General features: G+C 66.0%; 21 protein-coding genes. 15 read left to right on the top strand and 6 right to left on the bottom strand.

Annotated elements, in window-relative coordinates; genetic code table 11:
• Positions 1 to 439: PspC domain-containing protein (locus C3E87_RS14275; RefSeq protein WP_198928328.1), on the bottom strand; the 439-nt coding region annotated here is incomplete at its 3' end.
• A 113-nt stretch (positions 440 to 552) separates the two neighbouring features.
• Between C3E87_RS14275 and C3E87_RS14270 the strand changes: the two genes are divergently transcribed.
• Both C3E87_RS14270 and C3E87_RS14265 read left to right on the top strand, forming a co-directional pair.
• Entirely contained in the window at positions 553 to 1,803 is a 1,251-nt protein-coding gene (locus C3E87_RS14270; RefSeq protein WP_076064149.1) for an ATP-binding protein, read from the top strand.
• Positions 1,800 to 2,465 carry a response regulator transcription factor gene (locus C3E87_RS14265; RefSeq protein ID WP_076064146.1) on the top strand — a complete coding sequence of 222 codons (666 nt, stop codon included), beginning with the start codon at positions 1,800 to 1,802 and terminating at the stop codon, positions 2,463 to 2,465. The genes C3E87_RS14270 and C3E87_RS14265 overlap by 4 nt, the downstream gene beginning before the upstream one ends.
• 13 nt (positions 2,466 to 2,478) lie before the next feature.
• Here the strand turns inward: C3E87_RS14265 and C3E87_RS14260 are convergent, their stop codons facing one another.
• Positions 2,479 to 4,002 carry a VWA domain-containing protein gene (locus tag C3E87_RS14260; RefSeq protein ID WP_158069099.1) on the bottom strand — a complete coding sequence of 508 codons (1,524 nt, stop codon included), beginning with the start codon at positions 4,000 to 4,002 and terminating at the stop codon, positions 2,479 to 2,481.
• Between the two features lie 254 nt (positions 4,003 to 4,256).
• Between C3E87_RS14260 and C3E87_RS14255 the strand changes: the two genes are divergently transcribed.
• The 9 genes from C3E87_RS14255 (at position 4,257) to C3E87_RS14215 (ending at position 11,892) form a co-directional block, all read left to right on the top strand.
• The gene (locus C3E87_RS14255; RefSeq protein ID WP_076064142.1) at positions 4,257 to 4,469 is read left to right on the top strand and encodes a Flp family type IVb pilin; all 213 of its coding nucleotides are present in this window, start codon (positions 4,257 to 4,259) and stop codon (positions 4,467 to 4,469) included.
• An 85-nt stretch (positions 4,470 to 4,554) separates the two neighbouring features.
• Positions 4,555 to 4,905, top strand: coding sequence for a TadE family protein (locus C3E87_RS14250; RefSeq protein ID WP_076064139.1), 351 nt, complete (start codon positions 4,555 to 4,557; stop codon positions 4,903 to 4,905).
• Complete coding sequence (locus tag C3E87_RS14245; protein ID WP_076064137.1) at positions 4,893 to 5,897, top strand: Tad domain-containing protein; 1,005 nt, start codon at positions 4,893 to 4,895, stop codon at positions 5,895 to 5,897. Before C3E87_RS14250 ends, C3E87_RS14245 begins: the two co-directional genes overlap by 13 nt.
• A gap of 18 nt (positions 5,898 to 5,915) precedes the next feature.
• A complete protein-coding gene (locus C3E87_RS14240; RefSeq protein WP_083665701.1) occupies positions 5,916 to 6,734 on the top strand; it encodes a Flp pilus assembly protein CpaB in 819 nt (272 codons plus the stop codon).
• The gene (locus C3E87_RS14235; RefSeq protein ID WP_076064132.1) at positions 6,731 to 7,918 is read left to right on the top strand and encodes an AAA family ATPase; all 1,188 of its coding nucleotides are present in this window, start codon (positions 6,731 to 6,733) and stop codon (positions 7,916 to 7,918) included. The genes C3E87_RS14240 and C3E87_RS14235 overlap by 4 nt, the downstream gene beginning before the upstream one ends.
• 335 nt (positions 7,919 to 8,253) lie before the next feature.
• Positions 8,254 to 9,459, top strand: a complete 1,206-nt coding sequence (locus tag C3E87_RS14230) for a CpaF family protein (protein WP_198928329.1) — start codon at positions 8,254 to 8,256, stop codon at positions 9,457 to 9,459.
• Complete coding sequence (locus C3E87_RS14225) at positions 9,456 to 10,391, top strand: type II secretion system F family protein (RefSeq protein WP_076064151.1); 936 nt, start codon at positions 9,456 to 9,458, stop codon at positions 10,389 to 10,391. The genes C3E87_RS14230 and C3E87_RS14225 overlap by 4 nt, the downstream gene beginning before the upstream one ends.
• A gap of 14 nt (positions 10,392 to 10,405) precedes the next feature.
• Positions 10,406 to 11,284 (top strand): type II secretion system F family protein, encoded by an 879-nt coding sequence (locus tag C3E87_RS14220; protein WP_076064127.1) that lies wholly within the window; start codon positions 10,406 to 10,408, stop codon positions 11,282 to 11,284.
• A complete protein-coding gene (locus C3E87_RS14215) occupies positions 11,284 to 11,892 on the top strand; it encodes a prepilin peptidase (RefSeq protein WP_076064124.1) in 609 nt (202 codons plus the stop codon). Before C3E87_RS14220 ends, C3E87_RS14215 begins: the two co-directional genes overlap by 1 nt.
• 3 nt (positions 11,893 to 11,895) lie before the next feature.
• Here the strand turns inward: C3E87_RS14215 and C3E87_RS14210 are convergent, their stop codons facing one another.
• Positions 11,896 to 12,237 (bottom strand): hypothetical protein, encoded by a 342-nt coding sequence (locus tag C3E87_RS14210; RefSeq protein WP_076064122.1) that lies wholly within the window; start codon positions 12,235 to 12,237, stop codon positions 11,896 to 11,898.
• Between the two features lie 112 nt (positions 12,238 to 12,349).
• Here C3E87_RS14210 and C3E87_RS14205 point away from each other — a divergent pair, with 112 nt between their 5' ends.
• Complete coding sequence (locus C3E87_RS14205) at positions 12,350 to 12,625, top strand: GlsB/YeaQ/YmgE family stress response membrane protein (RefSeq protein ID WP_076064120.1); 276 nt, start codon at positions 12,350 to 12,352, stop codon at positions 12,623 to 12,625.
• Between the two features lie 88 nt (positions 12,626 to 12,713).
• Here the strand turns inward: C3E87_RS14205 and C3E87_RS14200 are convergent, their stop codons facing one another.
• On the bottom strand, positions 12,714 to 13,946 hold the full coding sequence (locus C3E87_RS14200; protein WP_076064117.1) for a phosphatidylserine/phosphatidylglycerophosphate/cardiolipin synthase family protein: 1,233 nt from the start codon (positions 13,944 to 13,946) through the stop codon (positions 12,714 to 12,716).
• A 55-nt stretch (positions 13,947 to 14,001) separates the two neighbouring features.
• Here C3E87_RS14200 and pcrA point away from each other — a divergent pair, with 55 nt between their 5' ends.
• Positions 14,002 to 16,425 (top strand): DNA helicase PcrA, encoded by a 2,424-nt coding sequence (pcrA, locus tag C3E87_RS14195; protein WP_076064115.1) that lies wholly within the window; start codon positions 14,002 to 14,004, stop codon positions 16,423 to 16,425.
• A 105-nt stretch (positions 16,426 to 16,530) separates the two neighbouring features.
• On the opposite strand, the gene C3E87_RS14190 is transcribed toward pcrA, so the two are convergent.
• Complete coding sequence (locus C3E87_RS14190) at positions 16,531 to 17,604, bottom strand: M23 family metallopeptidase (RefSeq protein ID WP_076064112.1); 1,074 nt, start codon at positions 17,602 to 17,604, stop codon at positions 16,531 to 16,533.
• Positions 17,605 to 17,803: 199 nt separating this feature from the next.
• Here C3E87_RS14190 and sucC point away from each other — a divergent pair, with 199 nt between their 5' ends.
• Both sucC and sucD read left to right on the top strand, forming a co-directional pair.
• Positions 17,804 to 18,979, top strand: a complete 1,176-nt coding sequence (sucC, locus tag C3E87_RS14185; protein WP_076064110.1) for an ADP-forming succinate--CoA ligase subunit beta — start codon at positions 17,804 to 17,806, stop codon at positions 18,977 to 18,979.
• 1 nt (position 18,980) lies between these two features.
• Positions 18,981 to 19,880, top strand: coding sequence for a succinate--CoA ligase subunit alpha (gene sucD, locus C3E87_RS14180; RefSeq protein ID WP_076064107.1), 900 nt, complete (start codon positions 18,981 to 18,983; stop codon positions 19,878 to 19,880).
• On the opposite strand, the gene C3E87_RS14175 is transcribed toward sucD, so the two are convergent.
• A partial coding sequence (locus C3E87_RS14175) for a hypothetical protein (RefSeq protein ID WP_233120826.1) occupies positions 19,881 to 21,340 on the bottom strand: 1,460 nt, incomplete at its 5' end.

The raw sequence follows: 21,340 nt of genomic DNA, 5'->3' as shown, positions 1-21,340 counted from the left end.
GCGGAGGGTAGTGGGCAGGCGGGAACGCGCCCGCCTTCCGTACCCGACGGCGAACCAGCACCAGCGCGATCAGCACCAGGACGCCGGCGCCCCAGGGGAGGGGGAGCGCGGCGTCGAGGGTGGCCACCACGATGATGGTGGAGATCACGACGGCGGCCTTCTGCATGAAGGGGGACCAGTCGCGGAAGCCGGGCAGCACCTGGTCGATGGGGCGGGTGCCCTGCGGGCCGCGGGTGAGGACGGTGCCCCAACCGTAGAGGGCCAGGCCGAGGCCGGCGCAGAAAGCCAACACGATGAACACGACACGCACGAGGACCACGTCGACGCCCAGCCGCCCGGCGATGGCGCGGCTGAGGCCGGTGGAGACGCCGGCGGCCTCCGGGCGCTGCAGGGCGCCGAGGCTCGGATCGAACCAGCCGAGGTCGAGTTCTGTGGTCATGGCTCCAGTCTGCTCTGGCCTGGGCCGAAAGAGCATCGGGTGAGCCCCTGAAGCGCCCCTGGAAACGGCTCTCCGGTCTGGCCTGAGGGGGACACCCGTGACAATCTGGGGTCATGACTCAGCTACCGGTGGTGCCCAGCGTGCCCGCGCGCGCGCCGCTGCAACGCCGCGTCGAGTCCGGTGTGATCGCCGGTGTGGCCGCCGGTCTGGCCGCCCACCTGGGCGTCAACGTGCGGATGGTGCGGTTGGCCTTCGTGATCGGCGCCCTGCTCTCCGGCCTGGGTCTCCTCGCCTACGGTGCCCTGTGGGTGCTGCTGCCCAGCGGCCGGCTGGAGGAGGCCGCGGGCCTCGAGGCCGCGACCCGACGCGGCATGCGCCCCACGCTGCTGCCCGCCTCGCGCCCGGACCACGGTGTGCTGGTGGCCGGGGGCCTGGTGGTCGTCGGTCTGCTGTGGCTCTTCGTCTCGGGCGGTGTGGTCCCCACGGCGCTGTTCTGGCCGATGGTGATCGGCGGCGTGGGCATCATCGTGATCTGGTTGCAGGTCGACGAGCGGGTGGCCACCACCCGCAGCACCGACGCGCGGTTGTGGGCCCGGGTCACCCGCGGCGGCGGCACGATGAGCATCGTGCGCCTGGTCGGCGGGCTGGTGCTCGTGGGTGCCGGCATCTCGTGGACGCTGGCGACGCAGATCGGCCTGGCACAGCTCCCCGGCGTGCTCGGCGCGTCCGCGCTGCTCCTGGCCGGCCTGTTCATCGTGGCGGCCCCGTGGCTGTACCAGCACCGCAACCGGGTGCGCCGTGCCGACGCGGAGCGCCACCGCGCGGAGGCGCGCGCCGACATGGCTGCGCACCTGCATGATTCCGTCCTCCAGACGCTTGCCCTCATCCAGCGCCAGGCGGACGATTCCGCCACCGTCGCACAACTGGCCCGCCGTCAGGAGCGTGAATTGCGCACCTGGCTCTACGGCGAGACGGCGCGGGCCGCGTCGCTGCGTTCCGCCCTGCAGGAGATGGCCACCGACGTGGAGGGCCGGTTCCCCGTCGACGTCGAACTGGTCTGTGTGGGGGACGCCACCGTCGACGACAAGGTGGAGGCCCTCATCCTCGCCACCGGTGAAGCGGTCACGAATGCGGCCAAGCATTCGGGCGCGCCACGCGTCGATGTGTACGCCGAAGTGGATGATGGACAGATCGAGGTGTTCATTCGGGACCGTGGCAAGGGGTTCGATACCGAGCAATTGCCCGACGGGCGCATGGGCGTGAGAGAATCGATCCGGGCTCGCATGGAACGTTACGGGGGTAACGCGACGATCCGCTCGGAGCTCGGGGACGGCACTGAAGTGAAACTGGAGATGAGCGGATGAGTGAGGATCAGGCCCATGATGTGGCCGGGTTGCGGGTTGTCATAGTGGATGACCACGCGATGTTCCGGGCAGGCGTCAACCACGAGATCGGCCAGCACGTCACCATCGTGGGTGAGGGTGAGGATGTCGAGACCGCGGTGAAGGCAATCCTCGAGACTGAACCCGACGTCGTGCTGCTCGACGTGCACCTGCCCGGCGGCGGTGGCGCCGAAGTGATCAAGCAGGTGCTGCCCACCAAACCAGACGTGAAGTTCCTGGCGCTGTCGGTTTCCGACGCGGCGCAGGACGTGATCGGCGTCATCCGCGCCGGCGCCCGCGGCTACGTGACCAAGTCGATCAGCTCGGAGGAACTGATCGAGGGCATGGCGCGCGTGGCCGCCGGTGACGCGGTGTTCTCCCCGCGGCTGGCCGGCTTCGTGCTGGACGCCTTCAGCGGCGCCATCGACATCGCGCAGGTGGACGAGGAACTGGACAAGCTGAGCGCCCGCGAGCGCGAGGTGATGAAGCTCATCGCCCGCGGCTACTCCTACAAGGAGGTCGCGAAGGAGCTGTTCATCTCGATCAAGACGGTGGAAACCCACGTGTCGTCGGTGTTGCGGAAGCTGCAGCTGTCGAACCGGCACCAGCTCACGAAGTGGGCCACCGACCGCCACTTGGTCTAGCCGCTCCCGCTGTTCAGCTGATCTTCGCCAACACCCGGCTTCGGGTGCCGGTGTAGACCAGTTCGTACTCGCCCACGCGAACGCTTTCGCCGTCGGCCAGCTTGGCCTTGGCCGGCTTCCCGCCGTCCACCGCGGCCTTGATGAGCACCTGTTCGCGCTTGCCGGCCATCGCCGACACCGCACCCGAGGGCCCCATTCCCGGCTGTGGGGGAGTCAACGACACAGACCTTCCTGTGAGCAGCATCTCCTGCACCAGTTGCCCGTCGCGCAGCACGGTGAGCGATCCCTCGAGCTTGGCGCGGCTGAAGTAGAAGAGCGCCGCCAGGCCCAGCAGCACCAGCACCGCGCCGCCGATGATGAGCGGGAGCGGGTCGAGTTCCGCCTGCTCAGTATCGGGCGGGGCGGGTGCCACCGCAGTGCGGGAGGGAGTCGGCTGTGGCGTCTCTCCGGCGACTGCGTCTTCTGACGCGGCGGGCGCCGGCTCATCGACCAGTTGGAGCGGTGTGGCGGTGAGGGTCAACTCCACGGGGGTCCGCAACTCCGTGCGCACCACGTCACTCCAGGAACTGTCCGCCACGGCAGTGATGAGGAGGTCAGATTGGCTGCCATCCCACTCGTCCACGGTCAACGTCAAGGGAAGGTCGACAGTTTGGCCGGGGGTGAGAATCACTTCGTCCGGCAACCCCTCGACGGTGACCGGAGCTGAGCCGGTAACTTCCGCAGCGAGGCCCGTGAGGTGTGCGGGAAGGAGGCCGTAGGTCGAGGAAAACTGCAGCGTGGCGGAGTGTTTGCCAGCGCCCAGGGCCTTGGTGTTAGTGAATTTCGCCGTGAGGGCGCCGGCCGCCAGGTCGGGATCCAGCTTCTGCTTGGCCTGGAAGGTGAGCAGTTGCATGCGCAGGTCGCTCAGTACGTCGGCGAACTGGGTGACGGGGATCTCCTGCGTGTCTGGGAACACCCCGGTCATCAGGCCGGCGTCCGTTTCTTCTTCCACCGACAGGGCGTAGGTGGCGATGTCCCTGGCGCTCAGGGCCGCAGCCCGCGCCTTGAGGTCTACCCACCCTTCGGACGTGGGCTCAGCGAAAGGCGAGTCCGGCTTGGTGTCGAGGTCGCCGTCCGTGATGAGCACCAGCGCTCCGGCAGCCTTGGCGTCGGGGCGTTCAAGCTCCTCAAGGCCCAGTTCGAGGCCGGCGCCGATGTCGGTCTGGTCACCCGAGGGCTGCGCGGGGAGCTCGTTCAGTACTGCTTGGGGGTCGTCTCCGCGGGGTCCGCGGTAGGCGACTCGGGCGCCGTCGTCGAAGGTGATGAGAGCCACGTGGTCGGTGGGCTGCAACTGCGTGAGCGTCACGCCGAGCGCTTCCGCGACCCTGGCGTAGCGTTCTTCCGCCCGCATCGACAGAGACGTGTCGACGACGATCACGTAGTCGGATTCCTGGGGTTGAACCTGCAGAGCCTCGAGGACATCGTCGATGGTGGCGGCCGGCGGCGCGGCGAACGCTGCCCCTGCTTGTGCCGAACAAAGCCACAAACTTACGAGCACGGCTGATAGACGTCGCATGGTGCCCTCCCCCCAGATGGTCACGTGCCGCTCACCCTAGCGTCACGTGCCGTTGGGCAGGTAGTCGGGTGAGCATGCACGTCTCTATCATGCCAAAGGTTCAGTTTGGATATTCCGACTCGCACTTTCCTTCAAATCATGTATTGTCCTGCTTGCGACCCGTTGGGGGACGGGTCGACCGAAGTCCGTCAGCTCTGCCGGGTCGCCGAATCTTTCCCCCGTCGAAAGGAAGACTCATGCTCGATTACATGCAGGCCGTCCTCCGGGGCGTCATCGCACCGCGGATGAAGTCCGAGAGGGGTGCCACCGCAGTTGAGTACGGCATCATGGTCGCGGCGATCGCTGTCGTCATCATCGCCATCGTGTTCACGCTCGGTGGGCAACTCAACGACCTGTTTAAGGGTGTTTCAGACGGCATCAAGAACAAGGGTGTTGCCCCCACGCCCTAGGTCGACGTGATGGTTGAGGGGTTGAGGCGCGATGTGCCTCAACCCCGAACCTAGCAACTGAAGCTCATCCCGGGGGAGGGGACGCATGACCCGTTGCCGCAATGATCGCGGGGCAGCCGCAGTGGAGTTTGCCATTATCTCGATGTTGCTGGTCACGTTGCTGATGGGCATCATCGAATTCGGTTTTGCGTTCTTCGTCCAAGGCAATATCGCGGGTGCCGCCCGGGAGGCCGCACGGGCGCACGCTATTTCTGGTGACCCTGCGGCGGCGATGGCGGCGGCCACGGGCATTCCCGCAGGCGCAACTGTCGATCCGGGGACCTGCACACCTGGCGCTCCCGTGACGGTCAGGATCACGTACGAGTACGACGGACTGACCGGTTTCTTTCCCGGATACACCATGGAGGGCCAGGGGGTAATGCGATGCGGTGGATAAAGGCTGATGAACGGGGAGCGTCCGCGGTCGTAGTTGCCCTTGTGTTGGTGGTGATGATGGGTTTCGGTGCCCTCGCCGTTGACGTTGGTGCCCTGTGGTGGGACCGGAAGCAGCTCCAGAACGGCGCTGACTCTGCAGCACTGGCGCTGGCGCAGAGCTGCGCAACGGCGACTGGTTGCGAACCCGATTCAACGGCAACCTGGTACGCCGAGCAGAACAAGAACGACTCCAACGTGACAGCGGCTGTCACGCATGCTCCGTCCTCGGTGACGGTGAGGGTCGACACCGTACGTGACCATTTCCTGGCGCCCGTGCTGGACTCCAGCGGTGCGTTCGACTCCAGTGCCGTGAGCGCGGCCGCCACTGCCTCGTGGGGGCCGCCGAGCAAGGCTGTGACGCTGCCGCTCACTACGTCGATGTGTTGGTTCCAGTACCAGACGGGCAGCAGTGCGGTTTCTCCGCCCTCGACAACGGTCGAGTTTGCCATCCCACTCAAGAGCAAGAGCGGCTCGATCGCGGACGGCGGATTAGTCTGCGGCACGCATTCGGCTCACAACGAAACCGCGGGCGGATTTGGTTGGCTTGCGCCTGATTCCGGTTGCGAGGCCACCATCGACTTGAAGGACCCCTGGGTCGCCACGGACCCGGGAGGTTCGATCCCCAACGGTTGCGTCATCGAGACAGTGCTCAACGTGGGCGATACGGTTCTGATGCCTTTGTTCGATGCGTGGAAGGGCACTGGCAGTAACGCTGAGTACCACGTGTACGTCTTCGCTGCACTCGAGGTCACCGGCTATTGTTTCGGCCCTGACAACTCGTCAAGCCCCGGCTGGCCGGCCTGCCAGAGTCTGACTCTTGATCCGAAGGACAAGGGTCAGAACCTCCGAGGTCGTTTCGTGGAAATGGTGGAGTTGAAGGACGTGCTGGAGTATGGCTCGCCGAGTAGTCCTCCCCCCAACGCCGGGGCGGTCGGGGTACGGCTCACCCAGTGATTCAGGACTCCACCCCCCATGGCCATTGCACTGAAACGACAAGGACCCTTTCATATGAATAAACGCGGCTTCCTGGGGGCTCTGGCCGCCTTGCTGGCGCTGGTGGGTGGTGTCCTGCTCTTTGTCTACGTCAGTGGCGCCGATGAACGAGCGCTCGCATCATTGCATCCGAGGCCGGTGTTGGTGGTGAGCGAAGAGATCCCGGCTGGTATGAGATCCGCCGATTTATCCGAGTACGTCGAGCTTCGGCAGATTCCTTTCCACGCCATTGTCCCCGGCGCCATCCAGCAGCTTGACGAATTGCCCGCCGAGCAGGTCACGGTGACGTCCCTCAAGGTGGGCGAACAGGTGCTCATCAGCCGTTTCGTAACACCGGACGACAATCAGGTGGCAGCTGCTGTGCCGGTCCCCGAAGGACTGCAACTGATCACGATCCAACTTCCGCCCGAGCGAGTCGTGGGCTCGCAGATCATCGCGGGGGACAAAGTGGGTATATATGTCACCATGACGGCTGCGTCTGATGGCGCCGAGCCATCCACTGCCCCAACCGACCCCGAAGCTGATCCCGGGCTCGAGAAGAATCAAACCGATCTGTTGGCGGCTGACATCCTCGTGGCTCGGATCCAGGGCACCGTAGCACCGCCGGCAGGTGACGGAACCGCAGCGGGAGACCAACTGCCCGCCTCGGAACTCATGGTCACCGTTGCCGTGGATTCTCAAATGGCCGCGAGAATCGTCTATAGCAAAGAGAATGGTTCGCTCTGGCTGTCGAGGCAGACTCCGTCGACAGACATGACTGGCGTTGAGCCTGTCACCTCAGGGACGGTGTTTAAGTGATCCAGCTACTGCTAAGCACGTCTGACGACTCGCTCGAGGATCGTCTCCATCAGGCCATCGGTGACGGTTTCACCCGGGTCCCTCCGCTGCAATTGGCGGAGCAGGATGACCCAGTGGCGTCGTTGTTCGGCAGGGCCGCCATTCCAGACGTCGTGGTGCTCGACGCCACCGGAGTGGAAGACGTAGCGATGCGGATCGCTTCGGATCTTGCGCAGCGAGCAGACGTGTTGTTGGTGCATGCCGATCCGGGCCTCATCGGAGTAGCTGCCGTCCGGGCAGGCGTGCGAGACATCATCCCGGCCAATGCAGAACCACACGAATTGCGCGCGGCGCTCGACCGCGCTGCCGATCGTGTGTTCGCGTCCCGCGTAGCCCAGGACATGCCCGGGATGCTGCCGCCCCCTGTCAGCGGTCGCACCGGGGTCGTGGTGACAGTCACTTCCCCCAAGGGTGGCGTCGGCAAGACGACCGTGGCCACCAATCTGGCGGTGGGCCTAGCGCAACGCTTTCCGCAGCAGGTAGTTCTCATCGACGCCGATGTGCACTTCGGGGACGTCGCCAGTGCGCTCAACCTGCACGCACAGCACTCGCTGCCGGACATCGCGCGCGGTCCCGCCGCCAGAGACAGCATCGCAGTGAAGAGCTACGTGACACAGCACGTGACCGGACTCTTCGTGGTCCCAGGCTCGGATTCTCCCGCTGATGCGGATACCGTGACTGGCGACGATCTGGCCCAACTGGTCTCGCTGCTGCGTGGCCAATTCGCATACGTGGTCATCGACACCGCACCGGGACTCACGGACCATACGCTCGCGGCACTGGACCACACGGACCATCTGGTGCTCGTGACCAGCCTCGATGTGCCCGGTGTGCGGGGCCTGCGTAAGGAGATCGACACGCTCAATGACCTCAAGATGATCGCAGGCAGACGCACCATCGTCGTGAATTTCAATGAGCGCTCGCGCGGCATGACGATCGCCGATGTGGAGGCGACCATCCGCGCCGGTGTCGATGTCGCGTTGCCCCAGTCCAATGGAGTCCCGCTGTCGACCAACCAGGGCATCCCACTCCTGCAGAGTGGCGGCCGCGACCCGGTGAGCAAGGGGCTCCTCTCGCTGGTGGATGCCGTTGCGCCACAGGCTCAGACGAGCACTAGAGGGCGGCTGTTCCGGAGGAATCCATGAGCCTGAGGGAACGTCTGGAGGAGGTCCGGGGGACGTCCGGGGAGACGCCAGCCGCCCCCCTGTGGTCACCGCCTGATCCTGCGGAGCAGAGCCCATGGGGGCGCTCGGATCCGCAGGCAGTGGGAGCTCGGTCGGCGGACTCACCCGAGCCTCGTCCAGAGGTAGACATGCACGCTACGTCCGTTCCCACGACAAGGGTTACCGCGCGACTGTCGGAACGGGGACCCGTTGCACCGACGGCTCCGCCTGCGAGGAGCGACGCGCTCAGTGCACTGAAGGCTTCGGCCGTCGACACCCTGTTTGCACGGCTTGGCACTCGAGTGAACGACCCCGATATGGACGAGTCCAGCCTGCGGAGCATGGTGATGGACGAGCTGAACTCAGTGGTTGAAGCGGCGAAGGTGCCTCTCACAACTGCGGAGCGCCAGCGACTGATGCGTGAAGTAGAGGCTGACGTTCTGGGCTTGGGCCCTCTGGAGCCGCTGCTCGATGACTCCACGGTCACCGAGATCATGGTCAACGGGCCAGAATCCGTGTATGTAGAACGCAAGGGTCAACTGACGCGCACCGAGGTCTTCTTCGACGGGGAGCCACATCTGAGGCGAATCATCGAACGCATCGTCACAAGGGTAGGTCGGCGCATCGACGAGTCATCCCCGTTGGTGGATGCTCGTCTCGAGGACGGCTCGCGAGTAAATGCCATCATTCCGCCACTTGCGGTGAGCGGATCCACCTTGACGATCCGCAAGTTCTCCAGGGACGCACTTTCTGTCCTCGATCTGGAACGCTTCGGCACCATGACGCCAGAGATGGCGGAATTGCTCAAGGCCTGCGTCGAGGCGAGGCTCAACATTCTGGTTTCCGGCGGTACGGGCACAGGCAAGACTACGTTGCTCAACGTACTGAGCTCCTTCATTCCGTCAAATGAACGGATCATTTCCATCGAGGATTCGGTGGAGCTCCAACTCCAGCAGGACCACGTGATCCAGCTGGAGTCCAGGCCCGCCAACATCGAGGGGAGAGGCGAGATCACGATCCGTGACCTGGTGCGCAACTCGCTGCGTATGCGACCCGACCGCATCGTGGTGGGTGAGGTCCGTGGCGCAGAGGCGCTGGACATGCTGCAAGCCATGAACACGGGTCACGACGGCTCCCTTTCCACAGTTCACGCCAACTCGCCGCGTGACTGTCTTGCCAGGCTTGAGACCCTGGTCATGATGTCAGGCTTCGAGCTCCCGCTACGCGCCATCAGAGAGCAGGTCTCTTCGGCCGTCAACCTGATCGTGCAACTCACTCGTCTGAGGGATGGCACTCGACGGATTACTGCCGTCACCGAAGTGAGTGGCATGGAGGGGCAGATCATCACCTTGCAGGATGTGTTCTTGTTCGACTATTCCGCCGGCGTCGATCCGAATGGCCGGTTCAGGGGCCGGACGATTCCGACCGGTGTGCGTCCCATGTTCACGGACCGCTTCGAGGACCTCGGGATCTCCCTGTCTCCCGCCGTATTCGGCGGACCGGGGTGGGGCGGCTTGCGATGAGCCCCCAAACCCTCGCGTACATCGGTGGCGGTTTGATGGCAGCAGCCCTATTGACTTGGCTGGTGCTGTATCTCACTGTCGGTCGCACGGTGCCGATGTCGCGACGGCGACCTGCGGACGCGCTGCCCGTTGGTCTGTTGCCGCAGGCGGCGACCGCCGCGTCGGCTGTCGCAGGGTACGCTCTCGGCGGGCGGGCAGGCGCCGTCGAGGAGTCGCTCTCCGCGGCTGGAATCCGGATGCGTCCGCAGGACTTCTTGGTGCTGGTCGCTTCTGGGACGGTAGTTGGTTTTGCACTGGGGCTGCTCAGCGGAGGAGCGCTCCTTCCTATGCTGGCGCTGATCCTGGTCCCGCTCGCGGCGGTGCTGATCGTCCGGTTCAAGGCCGCCAAACGGCGCCAACTCTTCGGTGACCAGTTGGAAGAGACGCTCAGCACTCTGTCCGGGAGTCTCCGAGCCGGATTCAGCCTTCCGCAGGCCTGCGCTACGGTGGCTACCGAACTTGAGGAACCAACCTCGTCCGAATTCTCCCGTGTGGTGAATGAGACCAGACTCGGCCGGTCCTTTGTCGAGTCATTGGCGGAGGTTGCCCGACGCAACGAGAATGAAGATTTCGACTGGGTGGTCCAGGCCATCGCCATCAACCGCGAAGTGGGTGGCAACCTGGCCGACGTGCTGAACGGCGTCGGCGCGACCATCCGTGAGCGGATTCAACTGAAGCGCCAGGTTGGGGCCCTCGCTGCTGAGGGTAAGCTTTCCGCCATCATCCTGTCCGCGCTGCCACCCGGTATCTTCTTGATCTTGTCCCTCGTCAACCCGGGCTACGTGAGCCGTTTCGGCGAATCCATCCTCGGGATCGCTGCGTTGGTAGCCGCGGGTATTTCGCTCGCCATTGGCATCTTCTGGCTGAGCCGCGTCGTCAAGATCAAGTTCTGAGGGGGGTGAATCCAATGCCGCAGGTGGTGTACGTGAGCTTGGCGCTCCTCGTGGTTGGGTTTGCTTACCTGCTGAATCTGCTCCTCGCTGGGGAAGGACGTGTGCAGCGAGACGTTCGGGCGAACCTGCAACGCGGCCTGTCTGCGACCACAGGCGGGTCAACGCGAGTGGTCGCCGCACCCACTCTGGGGCTCAAGCTCGTGGGTACCCGGGCCGCAGGAACACTCGACAAGCTCTTGATGAAGGCGGGCCGGCCGGCGGCGTGGCCGCTGGAGCGCGTCATCAGCGTCAAGATGATCTCCACGCTCATCACCGTTGCGCTTGCGTTGCTCGTCGTCAGGAGCAATCCATCGTTGGCAGCCATTGCACTGGGATTGTTCGTCGTCATCTTCGTGTTTTTTCTTCCGGAACTCCTGTTGTGGAACACAGGCATCAAGCGCAGGGAAGCGGTCCAGCTGGAGCTGCCCGACGTACTGGATCAGATGAGCATCGCCGTCGAGGCAGGGCTGGGCTTCGATGCGGCCCTGGTCCGTGTTGCCCGAAATGGGCGCGGGGTGCTGGCCCCCGAGCTGATCCGGACGCTGCAGGACATCCAACTTGGCCAGCAGCGGCGGCTGGCCTATCTGGCGTTGTCGGACAGGCTCGCCGTCCCTGAATTGAGGCGATTCATCCGTTCGATCATCCAAGCTGAGGAACACGGCATCGCACTGAGTGAGGTCCTCCACAGCCAGGCGAAGGAACAGCGGATCGCACGTCGTCAGCGCGCCGAACACAAGGCCATGGAGATCCCCGTGAAGGTGGTTTTCCCGCTGATCTTGTTCCTCATGCCGGCCCTCATGATTGTCATCATGACGCCCGCTGCGCTCAGCATCATCGAGGCTTTCTCAGAGTGATGTGGATCTGGACGGCGCTGATGGCCGCTGCCGTGGCCGGGCTGGCGTCGAGGTTCCTCCCCAGAGTGGTGCTGGAACCGACCACGAAGCTCATCGGGACGGTACCTCGGGCAGCGATTCTGGGGGCTGGGGTAGGCCTCATCACCTCGGACCTTCTGGAGGCCGCAGCCCTGGCCGTCATCGCCGGGTTGGCGGGCGTCCTATTCGTCGTCGACCTCAAGGAACACCGGCTTCCCGACACTGTGATCCTCACCGGACTCATCGCCTGGGCGATAGGCATCGTCGCCATGGCCGCCACGACGGGGGACTGGGGCGCGCTGCTCCGCGCACTCCTGGCCGCGCTCGCGATGTTCGCCGGCTTCTTCGTCGCGGCATTGCTGGCCAACGGGATGCTCGGGTTCGGGGATGTGAAGCTCTCGGCGCTGCTGGGCGCCGTGCTCGGCTGGTACAGCTGGATGGCGGTGGGCCGCGGCCTGTTCTTCGGGATCGTCCTGCACGGCCTCTTTGCCGTGGTCGTGCTCATCGTCACGCGCGACCCGAAGGCCGACGTGCCGATGGGCCCGGCGCTGATCGCCGGGGCCGCGGTGGCCATCGCGATCAGCGCCTGAGGCTCACCAGAAGACGGCGATGCCGGCGTTGAGCAGCGTAAGGGCGAAGATGCCCCAGAAGTGCCCGGGCGCCACCTGACCCTTCTTCCTGTTGATCAGCACCAGCACGAAGATCGCGATCAGCACGAGCAGCTTGATACCGATCTTGATGTTGTTGACGTGCCCGTCGCCCATCTCCAGAATGCCCACCAGAGCGAGGCCGGAGATCAGCATCGTGAGAGCACCGTGGAACATGGCGGGGTTGACCATTCGGTGGGGTCCCTTCAGCTGAACAAAAGCGCCTCCGAAGAGCGCCGCGAAGCCGATGAGGTGGAGCAGAAAGAAGATTCCATGAACGATTTCCATGGCTCCAGACTCTACCCTTAAGGGGGGAACCCAGCCCAATTTCACGCTCCTCAGGGACAGTTCAGGGTTCGAAAGCATTTACAGTGACCCCGCCTACTGCAATGCTTGAAGCATGTTATGGACAATCATCGTTTGGATTATCGTCGGCCTCCTCGGAGGCGCTATCGCCAAGGCCATCATGCCTGGGCGTCAGGGTGGGGGCTGGCTGGCCACCATCATCCTGGGCATCATCGGTGCATTCGTTGGTGGTCTCATCGGTTCGCTCATCTTCGAAGGTGAGCTCAATCTGACCGGCCCCAACTTCTCCATCGGCGGTGTCATCACCTCCATCATTGGTGCCCTCATCGTGCTCGCCATCTACGGTTGGGCTCAGCGCCGCAAGGCCTGATCCTTCCCTCTGACCCCGAAGGGGCGCCCGGCTGCTGCCGGGCGCCCCTTCTTTCTATCTGCCGCAACCGGCACCGGTCGCAGGGTGATCAGAAGAACGGGCGCCAGGGCGACAGGAACAACTCCGTCACCTTGGCGACCACGGAGCGGCTCGCCCAGCGCTGTTCGTTCAGTTCGATGCTGTTCGACTGGTCCGTGCGGAATACGTCCTCCATGTGCTTGGCGACGCTTTCGTCGGTCACCTCGAGGTTCACCTCGTAGTTGCCCCACAGGCTCAGCCTGTCCAGGTTGGCCGTGCCGATCGTCGACCACACGCCGTCCATGGTGGCGGTCTTCGCGTGCACCATCGCCCCCTGGTACAGGTACAGCTTCACGCCTGAGCGCAGCAGGTTGGTGTAGTAACCGCGCGACAGCCAGTCGGCCACCACGTGGTTGGAACGTCCGGGCACGATGATCCGCACGTCGACCCCGCGGTTGACGGCGTCGCGGAGGCCGGCGATGAGGTCGTCGTCGGGGATGAGGTAGGCGTGGGTGAGCCAGATGTGTGAGGTGGCCCTGTCGATGGCCTCCAGGTACATGTTGCGGATGGGGTAGACCTGAAGGCGCGGCATGTTGCGGTGCACGCGCACGGTGGGGAGCCAGTCGCGCTCCGGGTTGTCCTCGATCCGCTCGTGTTCCTTGCGGACGTGGAGATTCCAGAAGTCGATGAACGCGTTGTCCAGCTCGGCGACCCCGGGGCCCACGACGCGGGCGTGGGTGTCGCGCCAGCCGGTGGCGTACAGCGAGCCGATGTTGTAGCCGCCGATGAAGCCGACCCGGCCGTCGACGGTGAGGAGCTTGCGGTGGTCGCGACCCCAGTGCCGCGGCGACCACGGGATGGGGATCGCCGGATGAGGCATCGTCGCGATGTTCTTCGGGATCGACTTGAAGAACGCACGGGGCACCACCAGGTTGGCGAACTCGTCCCAGATGGCGTGCACCTTCACGCCCCGGTCGGCGGCGCGGCCCAGGGCGTCGCGGAACCGGTGGCCCGTGGCGTCGCCCTTCCAGATGTAGGTCTCGAAGTAGATGGTGTGCTCGGCCGCGTCGATGGCCTCGATCATCGCGTCGAACAGGTACTCGCCGTAGGTGTAGACGGTGATCTCGTCCTCCGCCACGGGCAGCGGTTCCGGCCGCGTAACGGGGAACTTGCGCAGCTTGCGCTTCTTCCTGCGGAAGGATTCGACGACGGTCAGCGCGATCATCGCCAGGATCTGGGAGATGAGCACCGCGGCCGTGAGGCGGTTGAAGAACCGTCGTGCGCGGCTCCAGGTGGTCTGCATGGGGATAGCGTACCTACGGAGTCGTCGGCGCGAGCCGGTAGGCTGGGCAGCCGACATGAGTGACTCTCTTTTCCCGGATCTTTTTGCCGTCTTCCAGCCCGACGAGCCCGCTCCGCCGCGCGCGGAGGCACTGGTGACCCCGCGGAAGGCCAAGGCGAAGCAGGTCAGCGAGGAACAACTGCTGGAGGGTCTCAACCCGCCGCAGCGCCAAGCCGTCGTGCATGCGGGCGGCCCCGTGCTGGTGGTGGCCGGCGCCGGCTCCGGCAAGACGCGGGTGTTGACCCGGCGCATCGCGCATCTGGTCAGCCAGCGTGACGTCCATCCCGGCTCCGTCCTGGCCATCACGTTCACCAACAAGGCCGCCGCGGAGATGCGTCAGCGCGTCATCGAACTGGTGGGCAACCGCGCCAAGCTCATGTGGGTCTCCACCTTCCACTCCGCCTGTGTACGCATCCTGCGCGCCGACATCGACCGCTTCGGCATCGCCAAGTCGTTCTCCATCTACGACGACGCAGACTCCAAGCGGCTCATGTCGCTGGTGGTGCGCGACATGGAGCTCGACCCCAAGCGTTACCCGGTGCGCGCCGTGATGAACGCGGTGAGCAACTACAAGAACGAACTGGTCGACCACGAGCGCGCCGCCGCAGAGGCGGAGAACTCCCGGCAGGAGACGATCGCCCGGGCCTACGCCGACTATCAGGGCCGGCTCGTCGCCGCCAACGCGCTGGACTTCGACGACCTCATCATGACAGCCGTCCACCTCTTCCAGGCGTTTCCGGACATCCGCGAGAAGTACCGTCGCCGCTTCCGGCACGTGCTGGTGGACGAGTACCAGGACACCAACCATGCCCAGTACGCGCTGATCCGCGAGCTGTGCGCGGGCGAGGTCACCGGAGTGGTGGAGGGGTCCCCGACGGTGGAGCCTGCGGAGCTGATGGTCGTCGGCGACTCGGACCAGTCCATCTACGCCTTCCGCGGCGCCACCATCCGCAACATCCTCGACTTCGAATCGGACTTTCCGGGCGCCGGCACCATCGTGCTCGACCAGAACTACCGCTCCACCCAGAACGTCCTCACCGCGGCCAACGCGGTGATCTCGCGCAACCAGGGCCGCCGCGACAAGCACCTGTGGTCCGACTTGGGGGAGGGCGACCTCATCGTCGGATGGGTGGCCGACACGGAGCGCGACGAGGCGCAGTTCATCGCGGACGAGATCGACAGGCTCTCCGACGCGGGCGAGAGCCAGTACGGCGACACCGCCGTGTTCTACCGCACCAACGCCCAGTCGCGCGCATTCGAAGAAGTGTTCATCCGGGTCGGCATGCCGTACAAGGTCGTCGGTGGGGTCCGGTTCTACGAGCGCCGCGAGATCCGAGACGCCATCGCGTACCTGCGCGCCATCGTGAACCCCGCGGACGACGTCTCCGTGCGCCGCATCCTGAACGTGCCCAAGCGCGGCATCGGCGACAGGGCGGAGGCTGCCATCTCGACGCTGGCCAGCGCTCAGCGCATCACCTTCTTCGACGCGCTCCAGCGCGCGGAGGAGGCGCCGGGCCTCGCCAGCCGCTCCGTCAAGCTGATCCAGGGCTTCGTCGACGTGATGAACATCCACCGTGCCATGGTGGCCGCCGGCAAACCCGCCGACGAGGTGCTCACCTCCATCCTGAAGGAATCGCACTACCTCCCTGAGTTGCAGGCGTCGACAGACCCGCAGGACGAGACTCGCATCGAGAACCTCGTCGAGCTCGTGTCGGTGGCGGCGGAGTTCGTCGCCGCCGCGAACACCATCGACCTCGACGACGAGGAGGCCATCGAATCCGGCCTCGTGGCCGGCATGCCGGAGCCCGACGACTCGCTCGCCGCGTTCCTGGAGCGCATCGCGCTGGTGGCGGATTCGGACCAGGTGCCGGACCACGACGAGGGCAAGGGTGTCGTCACGCTGATGACCCTGCACACGGCCAAGGGCCTGGAGTTCGACACCGTGTTCCTCACCGGCATGGAGGAGGGCATGTTCCCGCACATGCGGGCCCTGACAGACCCGAACGAGCTGGAGGAGGAGCGACGGCTGGCCTACGTCGGCATCACGCGCGCCCGGAAGCGGCTCTACGTGACCCGCGCCGCCGTGCGCGTCACCTTCGGGCAGCCGGCCTACAACCCGGCGTCGCGGTTCCTGGAAGAGATGCCGGCCCACGTCCTGGACTGGCGCCGCACCGGCGCCGCCACCACGCAGTGGGCGAGCACCGCCGCCACGCGCAACCGCCAGACCTCCGCGTCGATCCAGAGCTTCGGCTCCGGCAACGGCCCGCTGAAGACCGTGCTGAGCGTGGGCGTGGGGGACAGGGTGCTGCACGCCAGCTTCGGCATGGGCACCGTGGTGGCCGTGGCAGGAGCCGGCGACAACCTGAGGGCCGATGTGGACTTCGGCTCGGCGGGCACGAAGAGGTTGAGCGTGAAGCACGCGCCGATGGAGAAGCTGTAGCGCACTGCGCGAAAGACAGTGCTGGGTTTGTCACCGTCTACGGTCCCAAACCGAGCAGTGAACAGCTTTCCTGGTGTGAGCTACGCGTTCAAGGAGTGCTGACGACTACTTGGAAACGCCCAGCGATCGCAGGAACACCATCGGGTTCGACGCGCTGTACACATCGCCCGGCGTCACGCCCGGCTTGTAGTACTCGAAGTGCAGGTGCGACCCGAACGAGCGGCCGGTGTTGCCGACGTAGCCGATGAGCTGGCCCGCCTTGACGGTCTGGCCGGTGCGCACGGCCTTGCGGCTCATGTGCGCGTAGAGCGTGGATCCACCGTTGTTGTGCTGGATCACGACGTTGGTGCCCGCCCAGCCGCCTGCGGTGGGGCTGAGCACGACGCCAGAGGCGGCAGCGTAGATGGGGGTGCCGGTGGGGGCCGGGAAGTCCTGGCCGGTGTGGTAGCGCGACCACTTGCCGCGCTGACCGAAGCCTGCGCCGACGCGGTAGCCGGACTTGACCGGCATGGAGCCGCCCTTGCTGGTGAGGTTGTCGACGTCCTCGGCGGTCATCGACTCGACGTCGCCGACGTTGATGCCCTGGGCCTTCGCGGCGCTGGCGGCCTTGCGGGCCCGCTCGAGCAGCTTCGCGGCCTTTTCGGCCTCTTCCTTCAGTTTCTGCGACTGGGCGGCGACGAGCTCCATGTCGGCGTCCATCAACTTGTCGCGCTCGCCCATAGAGAGATCTGCCTGCGCCTGCGTGGCGGACTGGTTCGCGGCGCCCAACTGCTCCTGGCGCTCCTGCGCAGCTTTGTCCGCGACGACGTCCGTGAGGCCGCTGCGTACCGCGTTGCGGCTCACGTCCTCGCTGCGGTCTTCGAAGCTCTCGGCTGCCGCCGACATCGCGGCGGCGGGGATGGCGGCCGCTACGTCCACGCCGCTGTCGAGGTCATTGCCACGGGCCGTGAAGGCGAAGGCGAAAAGTGCGGAGGCCCCGACGGCGCCGGCGACGCCCATGGCGACCATTCGGCGGGAGATGCCCAGCGCGCGGGAGGCGCGGCGTGCGGGCGATGCGGCGGGGGTGACGACCTCTACTTCGAGGATGTCGTCGGTTACAGGGTCAGCGGCGCGACGGGCGTTGCGCAACGGGCTGTGGTTCACCTGGTTCCTGACGTCAAGAGGGGTTCTGTAGGTCATTCCGAACGGAACCTTAACAGTTCTCAGGAACCTCTCAAAATCAAACCGAAATATTGTCCACAGATCTTTTCCGCCGTGCCATGTGACGGGTCGGGGGACGGCGGGGCCAGGCGCGCTCGTTCGTGGGAAGGGCTACCGTATCGGCCCTTGTCCCGATACGCTGGCGACGCTCGATCGTCCCAATTGAACAGGAATCACTGTGGATCTCCTCGAATACCAAGCGCGCGACCTCTTTGAGCGGTTCGGCGTACCCGTGCTCGCCGGACGCACGGCCACCACCCCCGAAGAAGCCCGTGAGGCCTACCGGTCCCTCGGCTCGGGGACGGTCGTCGTCAAGGCCCAAGTGCGTACCGGCGGTCGTGGCAAGGCGGGCGGCGTCAAGCTGGCCCACGACGAGGAGGCCGCCGTCGAGACGGCCCAGCAGATCCTCAACCTGGAGATCAAGGGCCACCCGGTCAAGGTCGTGATGCTCAGCCCCGGAGCCGACATCGCGGAGGAGTACTACTTCTCGATCCTCCTCGACCGCGCCTCCCGCGGCTATCTCGCGATGTGCAGCGTGGAGGGCGGCGTCGACATCGAGACCCTGGCCGAAGAGCGGCCCGAGGCGCTCGCCAAGGTCGAGTTGGACCCCGTCGACGGCATCACCGCTGAGGCGGCGGAGCGCATCCTCACCGAGGCAGGCTTCCCCCAGGAGATCCACGCGGCCGTCAGCCCCGTGCTCCAGAAGCTGTGGACCGTGTTCGTGGAATCAGACGCCACGCTCGTCGAGGTCAACCCCCTCGTGAAGACGGCCGACGGCACCATCCTCGCCCTCGACGGCAAGGTCACCCTCGACGCCAACGCAGATTTCCGGCACCCGGAGTGGGAGCAGTACGAGGAGAACACCGCGGACGTCGACCTCGAACGTCAGGCCCGCGAGCTCGACCTCAACTACGTGAAGCTCGACGGCTCCGTCGGCGTGATCGGCAACGGGGCTGGCCTCGTGATGAGCACCCTCGACGTGGTGGCCGCCGCCGGCGAAGAGCTGCCCGGCAAACCCAAGCCCGCCAACTTCCTCGACATCGGCGGCGGCGCGTCGGCCCAGGTGATGGCCAACGGGCTGCGCATCATCATGAGCGACCCCCAGGTGAAGTCGGTGTTCGTCAACGTCTTCGGCGGCATCACGGCCTGCAGCGACGTGGCCAACGGCATCGTCCACGCGCTGGAGATGCTGGGCGACGAGGCGCGTCTGCCCATCGTCGTCCGGCTCGACGGCAACTCCGTCGACGTCGGCAAGGCCATCCTCGAGGAGGCCAACCACCCGCTCATCACCGTCAAGAACACGATGGACGAGGCAGCCCGCACCGCGGCCAAGCTCGCCTCGGAAGGAAACTGACATGGCGATCTACATCAACGCCTCATCGCGCGTCCTCGTCCAGGGCATGACCGGCCGGGAGGGCCGCAAGCACACCCAGCGCATGGTCATGTCCGGCACCCGTGTCGTCGGCGGCGTGACCCCCGGCAAGGCCGGCGAATCCGTCATCTTCGAGGAGGACCCCGTACCGGTGTTCGGCTCCATGGTGGAGGGTGTGGCCGCCACCAACGCCGACGTGTCGGTGGTGTTCGTGCCGCCGAAGTTCGCCAAGGCAGCCGTCATGGAGGCTGTGGAGGCCGAGATCGGCCTGTGCGTGGTCATCACCGAGGGCATCCCCGTGCGCGACAGCGTCGAGTTCCAGGCCGCGGCCGCCGAGGCGGGCACCCGCATCATCGGCCCCAACTGCCCGGGCCTCATCTCTCCCGGCCGGTCCAACGTCGGCATCATCCCGGCGCACATCTCGGGTCCCGGTCGCATCGGCCTGGTGTCGAAGTCCGGCACGCTGACCTACCAGATGATGTACGAACTGCGCGACCACGGCTTCTCCACGGCCGTCGGCATCGGCGGTGACCCAGTCGTCGGGCTCAAGCACATCGACGTGCTGCAGGCCTTCGAGGAGGACGACGAGACCGACGTGATCGTGATGATCGGCGAGATCGGAGGCGACGCGGAGGAACGCGCCGCCGACTACATCAAGGCCAACATCACCAAGCCCGTCGTCGGCTACGTGGCAGGCTTCACGGCACCGCCCGGCCGCACCATGGGCCACGCGGGCGCCATCATCACCGGCTCGAGCGGCACCGCCCGCGCCAAGAAAGAGGCGCTGGAGGCCGCGGGTGTGCAGGTGGGGGAGACCCCGTCGCAGACCGCGCAGCTCGCCCGCGACGCCATCGCCAAGCTGCGCGCCGGGCAGCTGGTCTGATCAGTTGAGCTGGCTGGCCCGGACGGAGATCCGGGCGGCCAGCTCGGTCAGCTGCTCCTGGGTGAACTGCACCTCGGGGGTGGCGGAGATGATGGTGTAGGCCACCTTGTTCGTGGCCACGCTGACGATGAGTTGGTAGGTGACCTTTTCGGTGTCCGAGATCGCCTGCGTGGCGGTGAACACCAGCGACGACAGCGCGTTGCCTTCGGCGTCCTTCGCCGGCACGGGAGCGTGCTCCGCAATCTCGGCCGTCAGGACCCGCTGGGCGCAGGTGCGCAGGTTCGTGCCCAGCTTGGTGACGAAGACCGCGGCCTCCTCCGAGGAGGGGAAGGTGAACAGCAACTCGTCGATGCCGAAGCGCTCCGGGATCTTCTCGTCACGCGTCAGGGCGTAGGCCGTGCGCTGCCGCTCGGTGGGGCCGGCCTCGGTGGCCAGTTCCATGTTCTCGCAGCCCATGTTGGTGCCGTCGACGGGGTGCGGGCCGGTCATCGTCCAGCGTCCGGCCCCCGGGTGGATACGCGGCAGGTCGACGGGGACGAGCCAGCCCTCGGGCGGCGCAGGAGGCACGATCGCGGGGGCAGCCGTCACGTCGGTGGGGCCGGGTGCGTCCTGGGCTTCAGCCAGGTCCGCCTGCGACCGCAGCAGCGAATCCGCGACCACGTTCTCCTCGACGGGCTGCGCGTCGCGCGCGACGTCGACCATCTGCAGGGCGGCGCCGTCGCGCGTCAGGAGGACGGTGTGGTACTTCGCCACTGCCTCCTCCTGGACGATCGTCACCTGGAAGGTCTCCTCGGCCAGCCCCTCAATGGTGGTGGCGCGGACCAGCCGGGCGGGCACCTCGCCGCACGTGGTCAGGGAGGCGATGCGCTCGCTCATGACGCTGCTGGCGGCCTCGACGTTGGCGTACACGTCGATGCGGTGCAGCGTGGCCAGCTTGTCGTCACCGCTGGTGCCCAGGGTGCGCTGGAAGGAATGGGTGGGGTTGACCGTCGGCTGGGCGGTGCTCAGGCAGATCGCCCGCATGGTGTGGTCCGACTGGGTCTCCGTGGTGGAGATCACTGACCAGTCCGCGGCCGGGGCGATGGGGGCCAGGTCGTCCGCCTCCACCAGATCGGCGACATCAGCGGGTTGGTCCGTCACCGAAGGGCTACCGGAGGTGGGCGACTCGGGCCCGCTGGGAACGCCCGTCGGCTCGTCCTGCATGCCGCGCACCACGAAGAACGCGATGAGGCCCACCACCAGCGCGCCCACCAGCCCGGCCACGGCCCAGGTGCCCAACGTCATCTTGTGCGCGGAGACCCAGGAAGGGGCAGCGGCGGGGGCCGCGGTGCGTTCGGCCTCCACCGGGGTGTCGCTCGACATGGCGGAGCGACGGGGGGCCGGGCCAGGCCCGTCGGCGTACTCCCCGGCGGAGCGCGGGAAGACGGGGGCGGGGATCATCGGCTCGGGCTCTGGGGCGA

Origin of the sequence: Tessaracoccus sp. ZS01 (assembly GCF_022342445.1) — a bacterium.
Taxonomy (GTDB): Bacteria; Actinomycetota; Actinomycetes; order Propionibacteriales; family Propionibacteriaceae; genus Arachnia.
This window is presented reverse-complemented; position numbering and strand designations above follow the sequence as displayed.